Source organism: Reyranella sp., from assembly GCF_965279625.1.
In the GTDB taxonomy this organism is placed as follows: Bacteria; Pseudomonadota; Alphaproteobacteria; order Reyranellales; family Reyranellaceae; genus Reyranella.
This window is the reverse complement of the sequence record NZ_OZ257251.1, coordinates 4,599,225-4,615,000: the sequence shown is the minus strand read 5'-3', so window position 1 is coordinate 4,615,000 and position 15,776 is coordinate 4,599,225. Positions and strand designations below refer to the sequence as shown.

The 15,776-nt window shown below is 66.5% G+C and carries 11 protein-coding genes and 1 pseudogene (1 of these 12 only partly in view); 3 read left to right on the top strand and 9 right to left on the bottom strand.

The features are described 5' to 3' along the window. Positions 1-1,259, top strand: the 3' portion of a protein-coding gene (locus ACQY78_RS22415) for a peptidoglycan DD-metalloendopeptidase family protein (protein ID WP_428678915.1). Its footprint begins 319 nt before the window's first position; the window shows 1,259 of its 1,578 coding nt (coding positions 320-1,578); its start codon lies beyond the left edge, outside the window; it ends in the stop codon at positions 1,257-1,259. A 6-nt stretch (positions 1,260-1,265) separates the two neighbouring features. Here ACQY78_RS22415 and clpB read toward each other — a convergent pair whose 3' ends face one another. After that, the gene (clpB, locus tag ACQY78_RS22410; protein WP_428678912.1) at positions 1,266-3,872 is read right to left on the bottom strand and encodes an ATP-dependent chaperone ClpB; all 2,607 of its coding nucleotides are present in this window, start codon (positions 3,870-3,872) and stop codon (positions 1,266-1,268) included. Positions 3,873-4,055: 183 nt separating this feature from the next. Here clpB and ACQY78_RS22405 point away from each other — a divergent pair, with 183 nt between their 5' ends. Further along, a complete protein-coding gene (locus ACQY78_RS22405; protein ID WP_428678910.1) occupies positions 4,056-4,616 on the top strand; it encodes a DUF4337 domain-containing protein in 561 nt (186 codons plus the stop codon). A 672-nt stretch (positions 4,617-5,288) separates the two neighbouring features. Here ACQY78_RS22405 and ACQY78_RS22400 read toward each other — a convergent pair. The 8 genes and pseudogenes from ACQY78_RS22400 to ACQY78_RS22365 form a co-directional block, all read right to left on the bottom strand. Continuing rightward, positions 5,289-5,522 (bottom strand): annotated as a pseudogene (locus tag ACQY78_RS22400) (DUF4167 domain-containing protein); the annotation flags it as partial. Positions 5,523-5,696: 174 nt separating this feature from the next. Then, positions 5,697-6,566 (bottom strand): peptide chain release factor N(5)-glutamine methyltransferase, encoded by an 870-nt coding sequence (gene prmC / locus ACQY78_RS22395; protein ID WP_428678907.1) that lies wholly within the window; start codon positions 6,564-6,566, stop codon positions 5,697-5,699. A 3-nt stretch (positions 6,567-6,569) separates the two neighbouring features. Continuing rightward, positions 6,570-7,634: a peptide chain release factor 1 gene (prfA, locus tag ACQY78_RS22390; protein WP_428678904.1), complete on the bottom strand. Its 1,065-nt coding sequence runs from the start codon at positions 7,632-7,634 to the stop codon at positions 6,570-6,572. Between the two features lies 1 nt (position 7,635). Further along, on the bottom strand, positions 7,636-8,868 hold the full coding sequence (gene hisS / locus ACQY78_RS22385) for a histidine--tRNA ligase (protein WP_428686462.1): 1,233 nt from the start codon (positions 8,866-8,868) through the stop codon (positions 7,636-7,638). Positions 8,869-8,923: 55 nt separating this feature from the next. Then, complete coding sequence (ispG, locus tag ACQY78_RS22380; RefSeq protein WP_428678902.1) at positions 8,924-10,060, bottom strand: flavodoxin-dependent (E)-4-hydroxy-3-methylbut-2-enyl-diphosphate synthase; 1,137 nt, start codon at positions 10,058-10,060, stop codon at positions 8,924-8,926. A gap of 66 nt (positions 10,061-10,126) precedes the next feature. After that, positions 10,127-11,092 (bottom strand): helix-turn-helix domain-containing protein, encoded by a 966-nt coding sequence (locus ACQY78_RS22375; protein WP_428678899.1) that lies wholly within the window; start codon positions 11,090-11,092, stop codon positions 10,127-10,129. Positions 11,093-11,172: 80 nt separating this feature from the next. After that, on the bottom strand, positions 11,173-13,404 hold the full coding sequence (gene ptsP / locus ACQY78_RS22370; RefSeq protein WP_428678896.1) for a phosphoenolpyruvate--protein phosphotransferase: 2,232 nt from the start codon (positions 13,402-13,404) through the stop codon (positions 11,173-11,175). A 267-nt stretch (positions 13,405-13,671) separates the two neighbouring features. Beyond that, positions 13,672-14,919 (bottom strand): aspartate kinase, encoded by a 1,248-nt coding sequence (locus tag ACQY78_RS22365; protein WP_425064220.1) that lies wholly within the window; start codon positions 14,917-14,919, stop codon positions 13,672-13,674. Between the two features lie 77 nt (positions 14,920-14,996). Between ACQY78_RS22365 and ubiG the strand changes: the two genes are divergently transcribed. Further along, positions 14,997-15,761, top strand: coding sequence for a bifunctional 2-polyprenyl-6-hydroxyphenol methylase/3-demethylubiquinol 3-O-methyltransferase UbiG (gene ubiG, locus ACQY78_RS22360; RefSeq protein WP_428678893.1), 765 nt, complete (start codon positions 14,997-14,999; stop codon positions 15,759-15,761). Positions 15,762-15,776: the final 15 nt, after the last annotated feature.

Genomic DNA, 15,776 nt, shown 5'->3' with positions numbered 1-15,776 from the left:
GCTTCCAGATGAAGCCCCCGGAAACGCTCCCGGGAGACGCCGAACCGCAGGCCAGCGACGTCTACGAACTCACCCTGCGCCTGGAGAAGGGCGACACGGTCGAGAAGATGCTGGCCGACATCGACGTGGCGGAGGTCGACCGCAAACAGATCGCGGAGAAGCTCCAGTCTCTCCTGAAGAAGAAGCGGCTTGCGGTGGGCGAGACGATCGAGCTCACGATGCAGACGATTCCCGAGCAGCCCGACACGCCACGTGTGCTGGCATTGTCGGTTCGTCCTCAACCCGAGCGGGAGTACATCGTCAGCCGCAAGGACGACGGCACCTACGATGCCGAGGAGAAAATCTACAAGGTCAGCCCGCGCATCGTGAGGGTCGAAGGCGAGCGCGACGGCTCGCTGCAGCAGAGCGGCATCAAGGCCGGGGCGCCGTCGGCGGCCATGATCGAGTTCGTGCGCGCACTCTCCTACGACGTCGATTTCCAGCGCGAGTTGAAGCAGGGACAGAAGTTCACCGTGCTGCTGGAGCAGCTGGTGACGAGCGACGGCAAGGTCACGCATCCCGGCCGGCTGTTGGCCGGCGAGCTGCGACTCATGAAGCGGACCGTCGTCGTCATGCGCTATCGGCCACAGGGTGGAGCGGATGGCTTCTTCAACCCGCAGGGCGAGAGCGTCGTGCGCTCCTTCCTGCGCACGCCGATGGACGCATCGCGCATCACCTCGCGCTTCGGCATGCGCGAGCATCCGATTCTGGGCTTCAGTGCGTTGCACGCGGGCGTGGATTTCGCCGCGCCCCCGGGCACGCCGATCCTCGCCGCCGGCAATGGCAAGGTGATGTCCGCCGGGCCGAACGGCGGCTACGGCCTCTACGTGAAGTTGCAGCATACGCATGATGTGGCGACCGCCTACGCCCACCTGTCGCGCATCGGCCCCGGCATCAAGCCTGGCGTGGCGGTGCGCCAGGGACAGGTGATCGGCTTCGTCGGATCGACCGGCATGTCGACCGGTCCGCACCTCCACTACGAGTTCCTGAAGGCCGGCAAGCACGTCAATCCGCTCACCCAGAAGTTCGCGATGCGCGGCACGGTGGGGGGCAAGGACGCGGCACGCTTCCAGGCCCTGGCGAAGCAGTATCTCGCCCAGCTGAAGAGCGCGCCGGTGGCCGGCGAGCCGGCAAAACCCGCGGAAGCCAAGCCCGCGCCAAAGAAAACGGCGCAGGCCCCGAAGGAACCTGCGCCGTCACTGGTCGCCAAAAGCAACTAGCGTTCGTCAGTCTGCGGCGTCGCTCATCACGCGCTCACCGCCGACCGTCAGCTCTCCGTTCTCGACTCCGACCTCGACGGTATCGCCCTCGCGGATCCTGCCCTCGAGGAGCTGCGTCGCCAGCGGATTCTGCAGGCTGCGCTGGATCACCCGCTTCAGCGGCCGCGCCCCGTAGACCGGGTCGTAGCCGCGGTTGGCCAGCCACTGCAGCGCCTTGCCGTCGATCTTGAGCTCGATCTTGCGATCGGCCAGCAGCTTCAGCAGCTTCTGCATCTGCACTTCGACGATGTCCGTCATGTGCGCCCGGCTCAGCCGGTTGAACAGCAGGATCTCGTCGAGACGGTTCAGGAACTCCGGACGGAATGCCCGGCGCACCTCCTCCATGACCTGCTCGCGCACCGATTCGGTGGACTCGCCGTCCTTCAGGGCCGCCAGATGCGAGCTGCCGAGGTTGGACGTCAGGATGATCAGCGTGTTCTTGAAGTCGACCGTGCGGCCCTGCCCGTCGGTCAGTCGACCGTCGTCCAGCACCTGCAGCAGTACGTTGAACACGTCCGGATGCGCCTTCTCGACCTCGTCGAACAGGATCACCTGGTAGGGACGCCGCCGCACCGCCTCGGTGAGGACGCCGCCCTCGTCGTACCCGACATAGCCCGGCGGGGCGCCGATCAGGCGGCTCACGGAGTGCTTCTCCATGAACTCGCTCATGTCGATGCGCACCATCGCGGTATCGTCGTCGAACAGGAACGCCGCAATCGCCTTGGTAAGCTCGGTCTTGCCGACACCCGTGGGGCCGAGGAACAGGAACGAGCCGATGGGACGGTTCGGGTCCTGCAGGCCCGCGCGGGCACGACGCACCGCGTTCGCCACCGCGACGACGGCCTCGTCCTGGCCGATCACCCGCTTGTGGATCTCCTCCTCCATGCGCAGGAGCTTGGAGCGCTCGCCTTCCAGCATCTTGTCGACGGGCACGCCGGTCCACCGCGACACGACGGCCGCGATATCCTCGGGCATGACCTCTTCCTTGACGCCCTTGCCACCTGCGACCTCATGGGTCTCGGCTTCCTTGAGCTTCTTCTCGAGGTCGGGGATCACGCCGTAGGCCAGCTCGCCCGCCTTGGCGAGTTCGCCGCGGCGCTGCGCGATGTCGAGCTCGGAGCGCGCCTTGTCGAGCTGCTCCTTCACCTTCTGGGAATCGGCCAGCTTGTCCTTGGCCGAGGTCCACTGCGCCGTCAGCGCCGCCGACTTCTGCTCGAGCTCGGACAGCTCCTTCTCGAGGCGCTCGAGACGGTCGCGCGACGCGGAGTCGCTTTCCTTCTTGAGCGCTTCCTTCTCGATCTTGAGCTGCATGATGCGCCGGTCGAGTTCGTCGAGCGCCTCGGGCTTGCTGTCGACCTGCATGCGGATGCGGCTCGCCGCCTCGTCCATCAGATCGATCGCCTTGTCCGGCAGAAACCGGTCGGCGATGTAGCGGTTGGACAAGGTCGCGGCGGCCACGATCGAGGAGTCCGCGATCCGGACGCCGTGATGCAGCTCGTACTTCTCCTTCAGGCCGCGCAGGATCGAGATCGTGTCCTCGACCGTCGGCTCTGCCACGAACACGGGCTGGAAGCGCCGCGCCAGGGCGGCATCCTTCTCGATGTGCTTGCGGTACTCGTCGAGCGTCGTGGCGCCCACGCAATGCAACTCGCCGCGCGCCAGGGCGGGCTTCAGCATGTTGGAGGCATCCATCGCGCCGTCGGCCTTGCCGGCACCGATCAGCGTGTGCAGCTCGTCGATGAAGACGATGATCTCGCCCTCCGCCGACGAGATTTCCGACAGCACGGCCTTGAGCCGCTCCTCGAACTCGCCGCGGAACTTGGCGCCCGCGACCATCGAGCCGAGGTCGAGCGACATCAGCTTCTTGTTCTTGAGCGATTCCGGCACGTCGTCGTTGACGATGCGCAGCGCGAGACCTTCGGCGATGGCGGTCTTGCCGACGCCCGGTTCGCCGATCAGCACCGGATTGTTCTTGGTCCGGCGGCTCAGCACCTGGATGGTGCGGCGGATCTCCTCGTCGCGACCGATCACCGGGTCGAGCTTGCCGTCACGGGCGGCCTGCGTGAGGTCGCGGGCGTACTTCTTCAGCGCGTCGTAGCTCTCCTCGGCGGAGGCCGAATCGGCCGTGCGGCCCTTGCGCAGCTCCTGCACCGCCTTTTCGAGGGGCTGGGGCTTCACCCCGCCCGTGGCCAGCGCTTCGGCCGCCGGCGTGCCCTTGGCAAGCACCAGCGCGATCAGCATGCGCTCGACCGTGACGAAGGAATCGCCCGCCTTCTCGGCGATCGCCTCGGCCTGTTCGAACAGGCGCGCGGTTTCTGGCGCCATGTAGATCTGGCCGGCGCCCTGGCCTTCGACCTTGGGCTGCTTGGCGAGGTTGGCTTCCACGGCACGGTAGACCGCGCGCGAATCGCCGCCCGCCGAGCCGATCAGGTTGGCGGCGAGGCCTTCCGGATCGTCGAGCAGGACCTTGAGAATATGGTCGGGAATAAGCCGCTGGTGGCCTTCGCGCAGTGCCAGCATCTGGGCGCTCTGCAGGAAGCCCCGCATGCGCTCTGTGTATTTTTCCTGGTTCATCACTAACCCTTTCCTTTACGCCCCCGTCGAGCGGCGGGCGGAAGAGCGGACCCTCTCAGTAGAAGCATCCTGAAGGCGATATGGGATCGGATCGGCTCGCTGCAAGACCTCATCGGCCGTGCGGCTTTCGCCTGTAACGGAGGCGGGTTAAGAACGCCGGCCACTCAATACCCGGAGCTCAATATGTCAGGCGGACACGGCCACGTTGACGGATCGAACAAGAAAATAGCCCTGCTGGTCGCCATTCTTGCGGCCCTGCTGGCGGTGTCGGAAATGGGTGGCAAGAGCTCTCAGACGAACTCGCTGGCCAGCCACATCGACGCGTCCAACCTGTGGTCCTTCTTCCAGTCCAAGACCATCCGGCAGACGACCTTGCGCACCGCCGCCGATGAGGTCGAGGCCACCTACAAGGACGGCCCGGCCCCCATGCCCCCGGCGCTGAAGGCGCAGGCCGAGCAATGGCGGCGCACGGCGCAGCGCTATGACACCGAGCCCGAAACCGGGGAAGGCCGCAAGGAGCTGGCCGCGCGGGCCAAGATCAAAGAAGAGCATCGCGACCGGTCGCTGTCGGCCTATCACATGTTCGAATACGGCTCGGCCTGCTTCCAGCTCGGCATCGTGCTGGCGGGCGCCGCCGCCCTCACTTCCGTGATCTGGCTGACCTTCCTGTCAGTGGGCCTCGGCATCGTAGGCTTCGCCTTCACCGTGCTCGCCTTCGTCGCCCCGACGCTGATCCACCTGTAGGACCAATGAAAACGCCCGCAGGCGACTGCCAGCGGGCGTTTTCTCTAGAGTTTAGGTCGACGCCGATCAGGCGCGCCGGCCGCCGCTGGCCGGGACGAATTCCGGAAGCTCGGGCTGCTCCTCGACCGCCGGGTCGTTATTGATCGGCGCGCTGCGGCCCTTCTGAAGAAAAGCCACGCCGTTCAGACCGGGCTCTTCTTCGACTTGCTCGGCTTGGCGACGGTCAGGCTGGCGACGTTCGGGCTGGCGACGCTCGGCCGGACGATCGGCTTGGCGATCGGCTTGGCGATTGTCAGCCTGACGATCGGATTGGCGATTGTCGGCCGGACGGTCAGCCTGGCGATTGTCGGCTTGAGGAGCCGATTGACGATTCTCGGATTGGCGATTGTCAGCCTGCCGATGATCGGCCTGGCGAACATCGCCCTGACCCTCGTCGGCCTGGTTCTGATCGGGGTGTTCGCCACGACCACCGCGCTCGTTGGACGGCGCATGATCGCCGCCATTCTGCTGCGGCTGACCGCCGGGCTGGCCTTGCTGCTGTCCCGGCTGATCGGGTTGGCCTTCTTCGCCATTTTCGCCCCAACCGAGGTTGTTGCGTTGGACGAAGCCGCCCTGGGCCTGGATCATCCGATAATAGTGATCGGCATATTGCCAGTAGGACTCGGCCAGAATGCGATCACCGGAGGACGCTGCCTCTCGGGCCAGCGACTGATATTTGTCGAAAACCTGGTGCGCGTTGCCGCGAACCCGGACGTCGGGGCCACTGCTATCGAAAATCTGATTTCGATTAGCCGGACGGTTCGAATTGTAATTCTGGGGCTTGTGATGGTGGTTGTTTCCACCGCCGCCACCGCCGCCGCCACCATTGCGACCGCCGCGCGACCGCTGACGATTGTTTGGTCTCATTAACCTAGGGCCAGTTGCACGCCGGACGGATGTTGTTGGAGCCCCTCTGCCCTTCCCGGGCGCCGTCACGGCTGAATTTCAGGGGAGTTGGTGTCCGCCGCTACAGACCGATCGGACCAAGGCCCCCCAAGGGGTAAAGGGAACCTAGTCTCATTCCTTCGGGTTGCCAACCTCTTAATGCTGGGCCGGTACCACCCGATCGACCCCGCCAAGATCCTGCCGCGCAGGCCGGGGCGTAAAGCCGGCGGCCGCAAAAAGAGCCGCGATATCAGGCGCCTGTCCCTCGCCCCCTTCGACGACCGCCCAACCGCCGGTAGCGACCAGCCGCGGCGCTGCCGCGGCGATCAGGCGATAGGCTGCCAGCCCGTCGGCGCCCCCGTCGAGCGCCAGCCTCGGCTCGTGCGCGGACACTTCGGGCATCAGCCCCTCGACCGTCGCGCTCTCGATATAGGGTGGATTGGAGACGAGCAGGTCGAACGGTCCCTCCAGCGAGGAGGTCCAGCCGTCCCGCCGCCAGTCGCCCGCCTGCAGCCGCGCCCGGGAGGCCACGCCGAGCGCGTCGGCATTGGCCTGGGCGATGGCGAGCGCCGCCTCCGAGGCATCGATCCCGACCCCGGTCGCCTGCGGATACTCCCGCAGCAAGGTGAGGAGCAGACAGCCCGATCCCAGGCCGAGGTCGAGGATCCGCAGCTGGCGGCTGCGGTCGGGCAGCAGGTCGAGGACCGTCTCGATCACCGTCTCGCTGTCGGGCCGCGGGATCAGAACCGCCGGCGAAACCCTGAACGGCAGCCCCCAGAATTCGCGCTCGCCCAGAATGTAGGCCATCGGTTCGCGCCGCACCCGGCGCGCGGTGAGCTCACGCAACGCCAGCGCCGAGGCCGCCGGCGCCGGATCGCGCCCGCGCGAGATCAACTGCTCGATCGTCAGTCCCGCGGCGCGGCTCAGCAGCAGGCGGGCTTCGAAGCGGGCATTGTCGATACCGGCCGCCGTCAGGGCGACGGCGGTATCGCGCAGCAGGGCGTCGTAGGAGGCGTTCCCCGCCACCGGCTAGGCCGCAAGCTCCGCCAGGCGCGAGGCTTCGTCGTCGGCGGTCAGGGCATCGATGATCGCGTCCAGCCCGCGCCCGTCCAGAACCTCGGCGAGGTTGTAGAGCGTGAGGTTGATCCGGTGGTCGGTCACCCGGCTCTGCGGGAAGTTGTAGGTGCGGATGCGCTCGCTGCGGTCGCCGCTGCCCACCTGGCCCTTGCGGTCGGCGGAGCGCAGATCGTCGAGCCGCTGGCGTTCGGCGTCGTAAAGACGGGCCCGCAGGATCTTCATCGCCTTGGCGCGGTTCTTGTGCTGGCTCTTCTCGTCCTGCTGGCTGACCACGACCCCGGTCGGAATGTGCGTGATGCGCACCGCCGAATCGGTCGTGTTGACCGACTGACCGCCCGGGCCCGAGGCCCGGAACACGTCGATGCGCAGGTCCTTCTCGTCGATCTTGATGTCGACCTCCTCGGCTTCCGGCAGCACAGCGACCGTCGCCGCCGAGGTGTGGATGCGGCCCTGGGCCTCGGTCGCCGGAACGCGCTGCACGCGGTGCACGCCGGACTCGAACTTGAGGCGGGCGAACACGTTGCGACCGGTCACCGTGGCGATCGCCTCGCGATAGCCGCCGATGCCCGTGTCCGAGAGTTCCATGACCTCGAACTTCCAGCCCTTTTCGCCCGCGTAGCGCTGGTACATGCGGAACAGGTCGGCCGCGAACAGGGCTGCCTCGTCGCCGCCGGTGCCGGCGCGGATTTCCAGGATGGCGTTCTTCTCGTCGGCCGCATCCTTGGGCAGCAGCATCCGCTTCACGGTGCGCTCCAGCTCGGGCAGACGCTTGCGAATGTCCGCCGCCTCCTCCTCCGCCATCGCCTTCATGTCGGGATCGGAGGCCATCGCCTCGGTGTCCTTCAAATCGCGCTCGGCCTTTTGCCATTCGTTCACCGCCTCGACGAGCGGGCCGAGGTCGGCATACTCCTTCGAGGCCGCGACGAACTTCTGCGAATCGAGCGTGCCCGCAGAGAGAGACGCCTGCAGCTCGGCGTGGCGCGTCACGATCTGATTGAGTTTCAATAACAGCGACATCTCAAACCTTCAGGGCTTCAGCGAGACCGTCGAGCGACACTTCGCGCTGCGCGCCGCTGTCGAGATCCTTGAGCTGCGCCACGCCCTTGGCCAGCTCGTCGTCTCCGATGATGAGCGCGGCGCGGGCATTGAGCTTGTTGGCCCGCTGCATGCGCCGCTTCATGTTGCCGCGATAGTCCTGCTCCACCGCGATGCCCTGCTTGCGCAGGCTCCGCGCGATGCCAAGCGCCTTGGCCTCGGCCGCCGCACCCAGCGGCGCGATGACGACGGGCCGCGGCAGGGGCTTGGGCTCGTCGGCCAGCATCATCAGCCGCTCGATGCCGCCCGCCCAGCCGATGCCGGCCGTCGGCGGACCGCCCAGCTCGGCGATCAGCCCGTCATAGCGACCGCCGCCCAGCACGGTACCCTGGGCGCCGAGATGCGTGGTCACGAATTCGAAGGCGGTGTGGGTATAGTAATCGAGGCCGCGCACCAGCGCCGGATCGACCTCGAAGGCGATGCCGGCGGCCGTGAGACCGTCCTGCACCGACTTGAAGAAGTCGCGGCTCGCCTCGTTGAGGTGATCGCTGAAGCTCGGCGCGTTGGCGTTGATCGCCTTGTCGCCCTCGTCCTTGCTGTCGAGGATGCGCAGCGGATTGCGCGCCAGGCGATTGCGCGAATCCTCGGAGAGCCTGTCCACGTGACCGGAATAGTAGTCGGTCAGGACCTTGCGGTAGCCCGTCCGGCTCTCCGGGTCGCCGAGCGAATTGATCTTGAGCACGCAGCGGTCGAGGATCGTGAGCCGGTCGAGGATGTCGGCCGCGACCGAGATCACCTCGATGTCGGCGCCGGGCTCGGGCGCACCCAATACCTCCAGATCGATCTGGTGGAACTGGCGCTGTCGTCCCTTCTGCGGCCGCTCGTAACGGAACATCGGTCCCGCCGCGAAGACCTTCAGCGGCAGCTGCTGCGCCAGCTCGCCGTTCGACACAAAGGCGCGGCAGATGCCGGCCGTGTATTCCGGCCGCAACGTGAGCGATTCGTCGCCGCGATCCTTGAAGGTGTACATCTCCTTCGACACGACGTCGGTCGTCTCGCCGATGCCGCGGGCGAACAGCTCGGTGAACTCGAAGATCGGCGTCGCCATCTCGCGATAGCCGTAGAGGCGCGCGACGTCGCGCGCGGTGTCGACGACATGCGCGAAGCGCCGGTAATCGTCGGGGAGGATATCGTGCGTGCCACGCACGGGTTGCATCTTGCTCACGGGAAATCGCCTTGAAAAATCGTCGGGAAAGGAAGACCGGAGACCGCTACTCGGCAGCGGTGCGATGTCGCTCGGCTTCTTCCACCTTGGCGGCCTCGATCTCGGCCGCCTTCTTCTCGATCAGCTCGACCAGATGGTCGACGACGTTGCCGTCCTTCAGCCGATGGTGCGGAACGCCGGCAATATAGACCTGGTGGGTGTTGGAGCCGCCGCCGGTGAAGCCGATGTCGGTTTCGCGCGCCTCGCCGGGCCCGTTCACGACGCAGCCGATCACCGACACCGTCATCGGCGTGGTGATGTGGGCGACGCGCTTCTCCAGCGCCTCGACCGTGCGGATCACGTCGTACTGCTGGCGCGCACAGGACGGGCAGGAAATGACGTTGACCCCGCGATGCCGCAGGTTCAGCGCCTTCAGCATCTCGAAGCCGACACGGACCTCTTCCTCCGGCTCGGCCGAGAGCGAGACGCGGATCGTGTCGCCGATCCCGGCCCACAGGAGCGAGCCCATGCCGATCGACGACTTCACCGTGCCGGTGCGCGTGCCGCCGGCCTCGGTGACGCCGACATGCAGCGGGTAGTCGCAGGCTTCGGCGAGCTGCTGGTAGGCCGCGACCGCCAGGAAGACGTCCGACGCCTTGACGCTGATCTTGAACTCGTGGAAGTCGTGGTCCTGCAGGATGCGCGCATGGTCGAGCGCGCTCTCCACCATCGCCTCCGGGCAGGGCTCGCCGTATTTCTCCAGCAGGTCCTTCTCCAGCGAGCCGGCATTGACGCCGATCCGCATGGAACAGCCGTGGTCCTTGGCGGCCTTCACGACCTCGCGCACCCGCTCGGCGCTGCCGATGTTGCCGGGGTTGATGCGCAGGCAGGCGGCGCCCGCCTGCGCCGCCTCGATGGCGCGCTTATAGTGAAAGTGGATGTCGGCCACGATCGGGACCTTCGCGGCCCGCACGATCAGGGGCAGCGCCGCCGTCGACTCCTCGTCGGGGCAGGACACGCGGATGATATCGACACCCACCTCTTCGCAGCGGCGGATCTGGGCGATGGTCGCCTCGGCGTCCGCGGTCAGCGTGTTGGTCATGGTCTGCACGGTGATCGGCGAATCGCCGCCCACCGGCACGGCCCCGACCATCACGCGCCGCGACTTGCGGCGCTGGATGTCGCGGTACGGTCTGATGCTCATGGGAACAATGTAGCGGCGGCGCCCCGCCTCCGCCAGCGGGCGGCCGTTACAAAGGCGCGACGGACCCTACCGGGCCTCGGTAATGCGGTAGGCGATTCCCGCCGGGACGACGTAGCTCTCGCCCGCCCGGACATAAGTCTGCGTCAGCACGTCGCCATTGGGGGCGCGAAGCTCGACCCAGCTGTTGCTCTTCACGCTGATCGGCGTGTTGACCCGCACCGGAATCGGCGGCGGGGCGGCCGGCTCCGCCGGTCGGGCCGTGGCTTCCTCGACGGGCGCGCGCGGCTGATCGATGCGCGGCGGATCGATGGGGGCCGGCGGCTGCGCGGCCTGCGCCTGGCCGATCGAGGGAACGGTCATCACCACGGGTGGCGGTGGCGCAGGAACGGCGACGACGACCGGCGGCGGCGCCAAAGCTGCAGGCGCCACGCTGCCATCGACACGCTGTGCAGGCCAGACCTGCGCGGGCAGAGAGCCGCCGAGGGTGCGTGTGTCGGGCGCCGCCGCGGACGGCAACTGGGCGACGAACGGGTTCGGTGCGGCAGCCGGCGGGCTCGGCCGCTCGGAGAGCAGACGATCCGGCACGGGCGGAACCTTCTGGGCGACGACGGCCTGATCGCGCGGCATGTAGTGCCACACGCCATAGCCGGCAGCGACCACGAGAAGAACCGTGAGCACCGCAAGGCCGATCGGCGCACGCCTCTCCATGACCGGGAAATCGGCCGGCAGCGCCACGGGGCGCTTGATCGGCACGGCACCCGACAGATGATAGGCGGTCATGACCTTCTCAGCGTCGAGACCGACATGGGTCGCGTAAGCGCGCAGGAAGGCTGGAATATAAGCGGCGCCGGGGAGTTGGTCGTAGCGACCTTGCTCTATCGCTTCGAGGTGAGAGCGCCTGATGCGGATGCTCTTCTCGACTTGAGTCAGGTTCAGACCGCGTGCCTCGCGTTGATCGCGTAGGAGTCGACCGACCGCCTGGCCTGGTCCGGCCTCGCGTTCAATCGCCCGCCAGTCAACCTGATCCGGCATTGATATTCCCTGCTTGTCCCCTCGTCGCGACTCTTAGCAGAGGCCCCATGGCAGGGCAAAAGCGATTCGACTTTCTGCTGTTAAATTTCGATCGCGTGATCGGCGGCGAAGAGACGCAACGTCTCTCGCAACGGACGATCGGGTTGCGTAAGCGCAGTGTTCATGAAACCTGCCGACTCATTCAGATCGAGCGAACGAATCATCGCCTTCACGGGGCCGATCGCGCCGGGCGACATCGACAAGGAGCGTATGCCGATTGAAAGCAAGGCGAGTGCCTCGACCGGACGTCCCGCCATTTCTCCGCACACCGCAACGTCCACGCCCGCAGGTCGCACTTTGTTCACTACAAAATGTAGCAGTCGCAGCAGTGCTGGGGACAAGCTGTCGTAACGGCCGGCGATACGGGTGTTGCCGCGATCGGCGGCATAGAGGAACTGCAGGAGATCGTTCGTGCCGATCGAGATGAAATCGACATGTGGCACCAGACTGTCGAGTTGCCACGCCAGCGCCGGCACTTCGAACATGACGCCGACACGCAAACTCTCGGGCACGGGCTGCCCGCGCCGCCTCGAACGATCGAGTTCGAGATCGAGCAGATGGCGCGCCCGTAGCAATTCTGTGACCTCGGCAATCATGGGGAACATGATCGACAAAGGACGACCGCTCGCGGCAAGGATCATGGCGCGCAGCTGACGGCGCAGCATCGCCGGACGATCGAGCCCGATCCGGATCGCGCGCCAGCCCATTGCGGGATTCTCGTCGCCAAAGGCGCCGATGTAAGGAAGGACCTTGTCGCCTCCCACGTCGAGCGTGCGGAAAACCACGGGGCGTCCGTCCGCCAGGTCGAGCACGCGCCCGTAGAGCCAGGCCTGTGCATCGACGTCGGGAAACTCCGAACGCACCATGAACGGAATCTCGGTCCGGTAGAGACCGACACCGTCGGCGCCCGTATCGTCGAGATGCTGCATGTCGATCAGCAGGCCGGCATTCATGTTGAGCGAGATGCGCGCCTGATCGCGCGTTGCCGGCGGCAGGTCGCGCAGCGCTGCATACTTGCGGCGGCGTTCGGCGCGCGCATCGAGCGCGAGATAGACCGTCTGCAGGATGTCCTCGGCCGGCCGCACCAGCACCTGCGCATTATCGCCGTCGACCACGATCGGATCGCCCGCCTCAACCCTCGCCAGCACATTCGGCGCGCGGCCGACCACGGGAATGTCGAGGGCCCGCGCCACGATCGCCACGTGACTGAGCGCAGAGCCTTCCTCCAGCACGACACCGCGCAGACGGTTGCGGTCGTAGTCGAGCAGCTCGGCCGGTCCCATGTCACGAGCGACCACGATCATGTCGTCCGGCAAGGTGCTGGGATCGGTCGCGACGCGACCGGTGAGACGCAGCAGAAGCCGGTTGCTGAGATCCTGCAGATCGCTCAGTCGCTCGCGGATATAGGGATCGGTGGACTGGCCGAGGCGCGTGCGGACATCGTCGAACGCCCGCTGCACGCCGGCCTCGGCAGTGAGGCCGGAATCGATGGCCTCGCGCACTCGCTCGGCCCAGCCGCGATCGTCCACGAACATGCGGAAGGTCTCGAGAATTTCGCGCTGCTCGCCCGACTGCATGTCGTGTGCCTCGAGCATGCGGTCGACATCTTCGCGGACGCCACGCAGCGCCTCGAGGAAGCGGACCTTCTCCTGCTCGACATCCTCCGCGACCACCCGCTGGATGACGATGCGGGGTTCGTGCAGCACGGCGCGGCCGATCGCGACACCGGGCGTGAGCTGCACGCCGTCGACGCGCAGCGGCAGCAGTCCGATGCCATCGACCTGCTGGACCTCGTTGGGACTGACGACGTGACTGGCCGAGACCAGTTCCGCCAGCACCATGGCGATGGTCTGCAGCGTCTCGACCTCTTCCTCGTCGTACTGCCGACGCGTGCGGTTCTGCACGACCAGAACGCCCAGCACCCGGCCGGCGCGGACGATCGGTACGCCCGCCAGCGAGTGGTAGATTTCCTCGCCGGTCTCGGGGCGGTAGGCGAATTGCGGATGATGCTGGGCATCGTCGAGCGCCAGCGGCCTGCCATGGGCGGCGATGTCGCCGACCAGTCCCTCGCCGACCCGCAGACGCGTGGCATGGACGGCCGAAGGGTTGAGGCCCTGGGTTGCGAAGAGTTCCAGCACCTCGCCCGCCCGCAGCAGGTAGATCGAGCAGACCTCGGCCACCATTTCGTTGGCGACCAGGCGCACGACCTCGCCCAGCGTCACTTCGACGGACTCGGCACGCGCCATCGTGTCCCGGAGCCGCTTGAGGAGCATTCGCGGTCCGGCCAGGGGAGTCGATCTCTCCATGGTCAGACCGCTAGATGCTTGAGTCGAATGACGACGAAGCTGCGGTCGATGACGCAGGCGCAAACTCGCCAAGCCGCGGCCGCCGAATTGGTCGGGCGGGCATTGCTGCAAGACATATGGGCGAGTGCGGCGTCCATGCGCCGCTTATAGCAAGACCCGCGCCGAACTGCCTACCGGCTAATTCGCAGAGTCCAGCCGCGAATTAGGGGCGTTCCAAGACCCTTCCGGGAGATCTCAGGCAGCGTCCAATTCATAGGCTGTGTGAAGCGCCCGCACCGCCAGTTCGGTATACTCCGCGGCCACCAGCACGCTGATCTTGATCTCCGAAGTCGAGATGACCTGGATGTTAATGCCCTTGGCGGCGAGGGTTTCGAACATCTTGAGCGCGACGCCGGCATGGCTGCGCATGCCCACGCCGATCACAGAGACCTTGGAGACGTTGAGGTCGGACTTGACCTCGGCGAACTTCAGCTCGTCCTTCGCGCGCTCGAGCTGCTGCACCGCACGCGCGAGGTCCGGCTTGGGCACCGTGAAGGTCATGTCGGTCGAGCTGCCGTCGACCGAGACGTTCTGCACGATCATGTCGACATTGATGTTCGCCGCGGCCAGCGGGCCGAAGATCGCCGCCGCGACACCGGGCCGGTCGGGCACCTGGGTCACGGTGATCTTCGCCTCGTCCTTGGCGAAGGCGATGCCGCTCACGACGGACTTCTCGAGGCCCTGGGCCATGATCTCTTCCTCGTCCACAACCAGAGTTCCGGGCAGGTCGCTGCCGAGCGCCTCGTCGAACGACGACAGCACCTGCACGCGCACATGATGGTTCATCGCCAGCTCGACCGAGCGCGTCTGCAGCACCTTCGAGCCGAGCGACGCCATTTCGAGCATTTCCTCGTAGGTCACGCGATCGATCTTCTGGGCCTTCTCGACGATCCGCGGATCGGTCGTGTAGACCCCGTCGACGTCGGTGTAGATGTCGCAGCGATCGGCCTTGAGTGCCGCCGCCAGCGCCACCGCGGAGGTATCCGAGCCGCCACGGCCCAAGGTCGTGATGCGACCTTCCGGCGAGATACCCTGGAAGCCCGGCACCACGGGAACCTCGCCCGCCGCCATCGTCCGGGCCATCTCGACCGTGTCGATCTCCACGATACGCGCCTTCGCGTAGGCGTCGTCGGTCTTGATCGGCAGCTGCCAGCCAACCCAGGAACGCGACTTGACCCCTTCCTGCTGCAGCGCCATCGCCAGCAGGCCGATCGTGACCTGTTCGCCGGTCGCCACCACGACATCGTATTCGCGCGGATCGTGCAGCGGGGAGATCTCGTTCACCCACTTGACGAGCTGGTTGGTGGCACCCGACATGGCCGAGACCACGACCGCGACCTCGTTGCCGCGCGCGACTTCGGCCTTCACCTTGCGCGCGACGTTCTTGATTCGATCCGTGTCACCGACCGATGTGCCGCCAAATTTCAGAACGATGCGCGCCATGAACCCACTCGAAGGGCAAGCCCCTGCCCGGAAAGCGGGCTATAGACACCGATGCTGCCATATGGGTCAAGAGAACCATGGTTGAAACCGCGCATAACCCCACCGCCGGAACGGTCGATCCCGCCGACGTCGAACGCTTCTCCCGCATCGCAGACGAGTGGTGGGACCCCGCCGGCAAGTTCGCGCCCCTGCATCGGCTGAACCCGCTGCGGATCGGCTATGTGCGCGACAGGGTCGCCGCCCACTGGCAGCGCGATCCGCTGGGCTTCGATCCGCTGCAGGGCCTGTCGCTGCTCGACATCGGCTGCGGCGGCGGTTTGCTCTGCGAGCCCATGACCCGCCTCGGCGCCTCCGTCACCGGGGTCGACGCCTCCGAGCGCAACATCGCCGTCGCCTCGCTGCATGGCGAAAGCCAGGGGCTCGCCATCGACTACCGGCAGGGCACCGCCGAGGCATTGGCCGAAAGCGGCGCGCAATTCGACGTCGTGCTGGCCCTCGAGATCGTCGAGCATGTGGCCGATGTCGATCTGTTCCTGCGATCCTGCGGCCGCCTCGTGAAGCCGGGCGGGCTGCTTTTCCTGTCGACGCTCAATCGCACCGCCAAGGCCTGGGTACTCGCCATCGCCGGCGCCGAATATGTGCTGGGCTGGCTGCCCCGCGGCACGCACGACTGGAAGAAGTTCCTCAAACCATCCGAGGTGTCGCGCGGCCTGCGCGCCGGCGGCATCGAACCGCAGGAGATCGTCGGCGTCGTCTACAGTCCGCTCAGCCGCAAATGGTCGCTGAACAAGACCGACCTCGACGTGAACTACATGCTGTACGGGGTTGCGGGGCCGAAATAGCGGCCCGTCGAACGG

Bases quoted from the DNA above. Each gene is read 5' to 3' on its own strand.
- clpB (WP_428678912.1), bottom strand. From the start codon at position 3,872: ATGAACCAGGAAAAATACACAGAGCGCATGCGGGGCTTCCTGCAGAGC.
- ptsP (WP_428678896.1), bottom strand. From the start codon at position 13,404: ATGCTCCTCAAGCGGCTCCGGGACACGATGGCGCGTGCCGAGTCCGTC.
- hisS (WP_428686462.1), bottom strand. From the start codon at position 8,868: ATGCAACCCGTGCGTGGCACGCACGATATCCTCCCCGACGATTACCGG.
- ACQY78_RS22405 (WP_428678910.1), top strand. From the start codon at position 4,056: ATGTCAGGCGGACACGGCCACGTTGACGGATCGAACAAGAAAATAGCC.
- ubiG (WP_428678893.1), top strand. From the start codon at position 14,997: ATGGTTGAAACCGCGCATAACCCCACCGCCGGAACGGTCGATCCCGCC.
- ispG (WP_428678902.1), bottom strand. From the start codon at position 10,060: ATGAGCATCAGACCGTACCGCGACATCCAGCGCCGCAAGTCGCGGCGC.
- ACQY78_RS22375 (WP_428678899.1), bottom strand. From the start codon at position 11,092: ATGCCGGATCAGGTTGACTGGCGGGCGATTGAACGCGAGGCCGGACCA.
- prfA (WP_428678904.1), bottom strand. From the start codon at position 7,634: ATGTCGCTGTTATTGAAACTCAATCAGATCGTGACGCGCCACGCCGAG.
- ACQY78_RS22365 (WP_425064220.1), bottom strand. From the start codon at position 14,919: ATGGCGCGCATCGTTCTGAAATTTGGCGGCACATCGGTCGGTGACACG.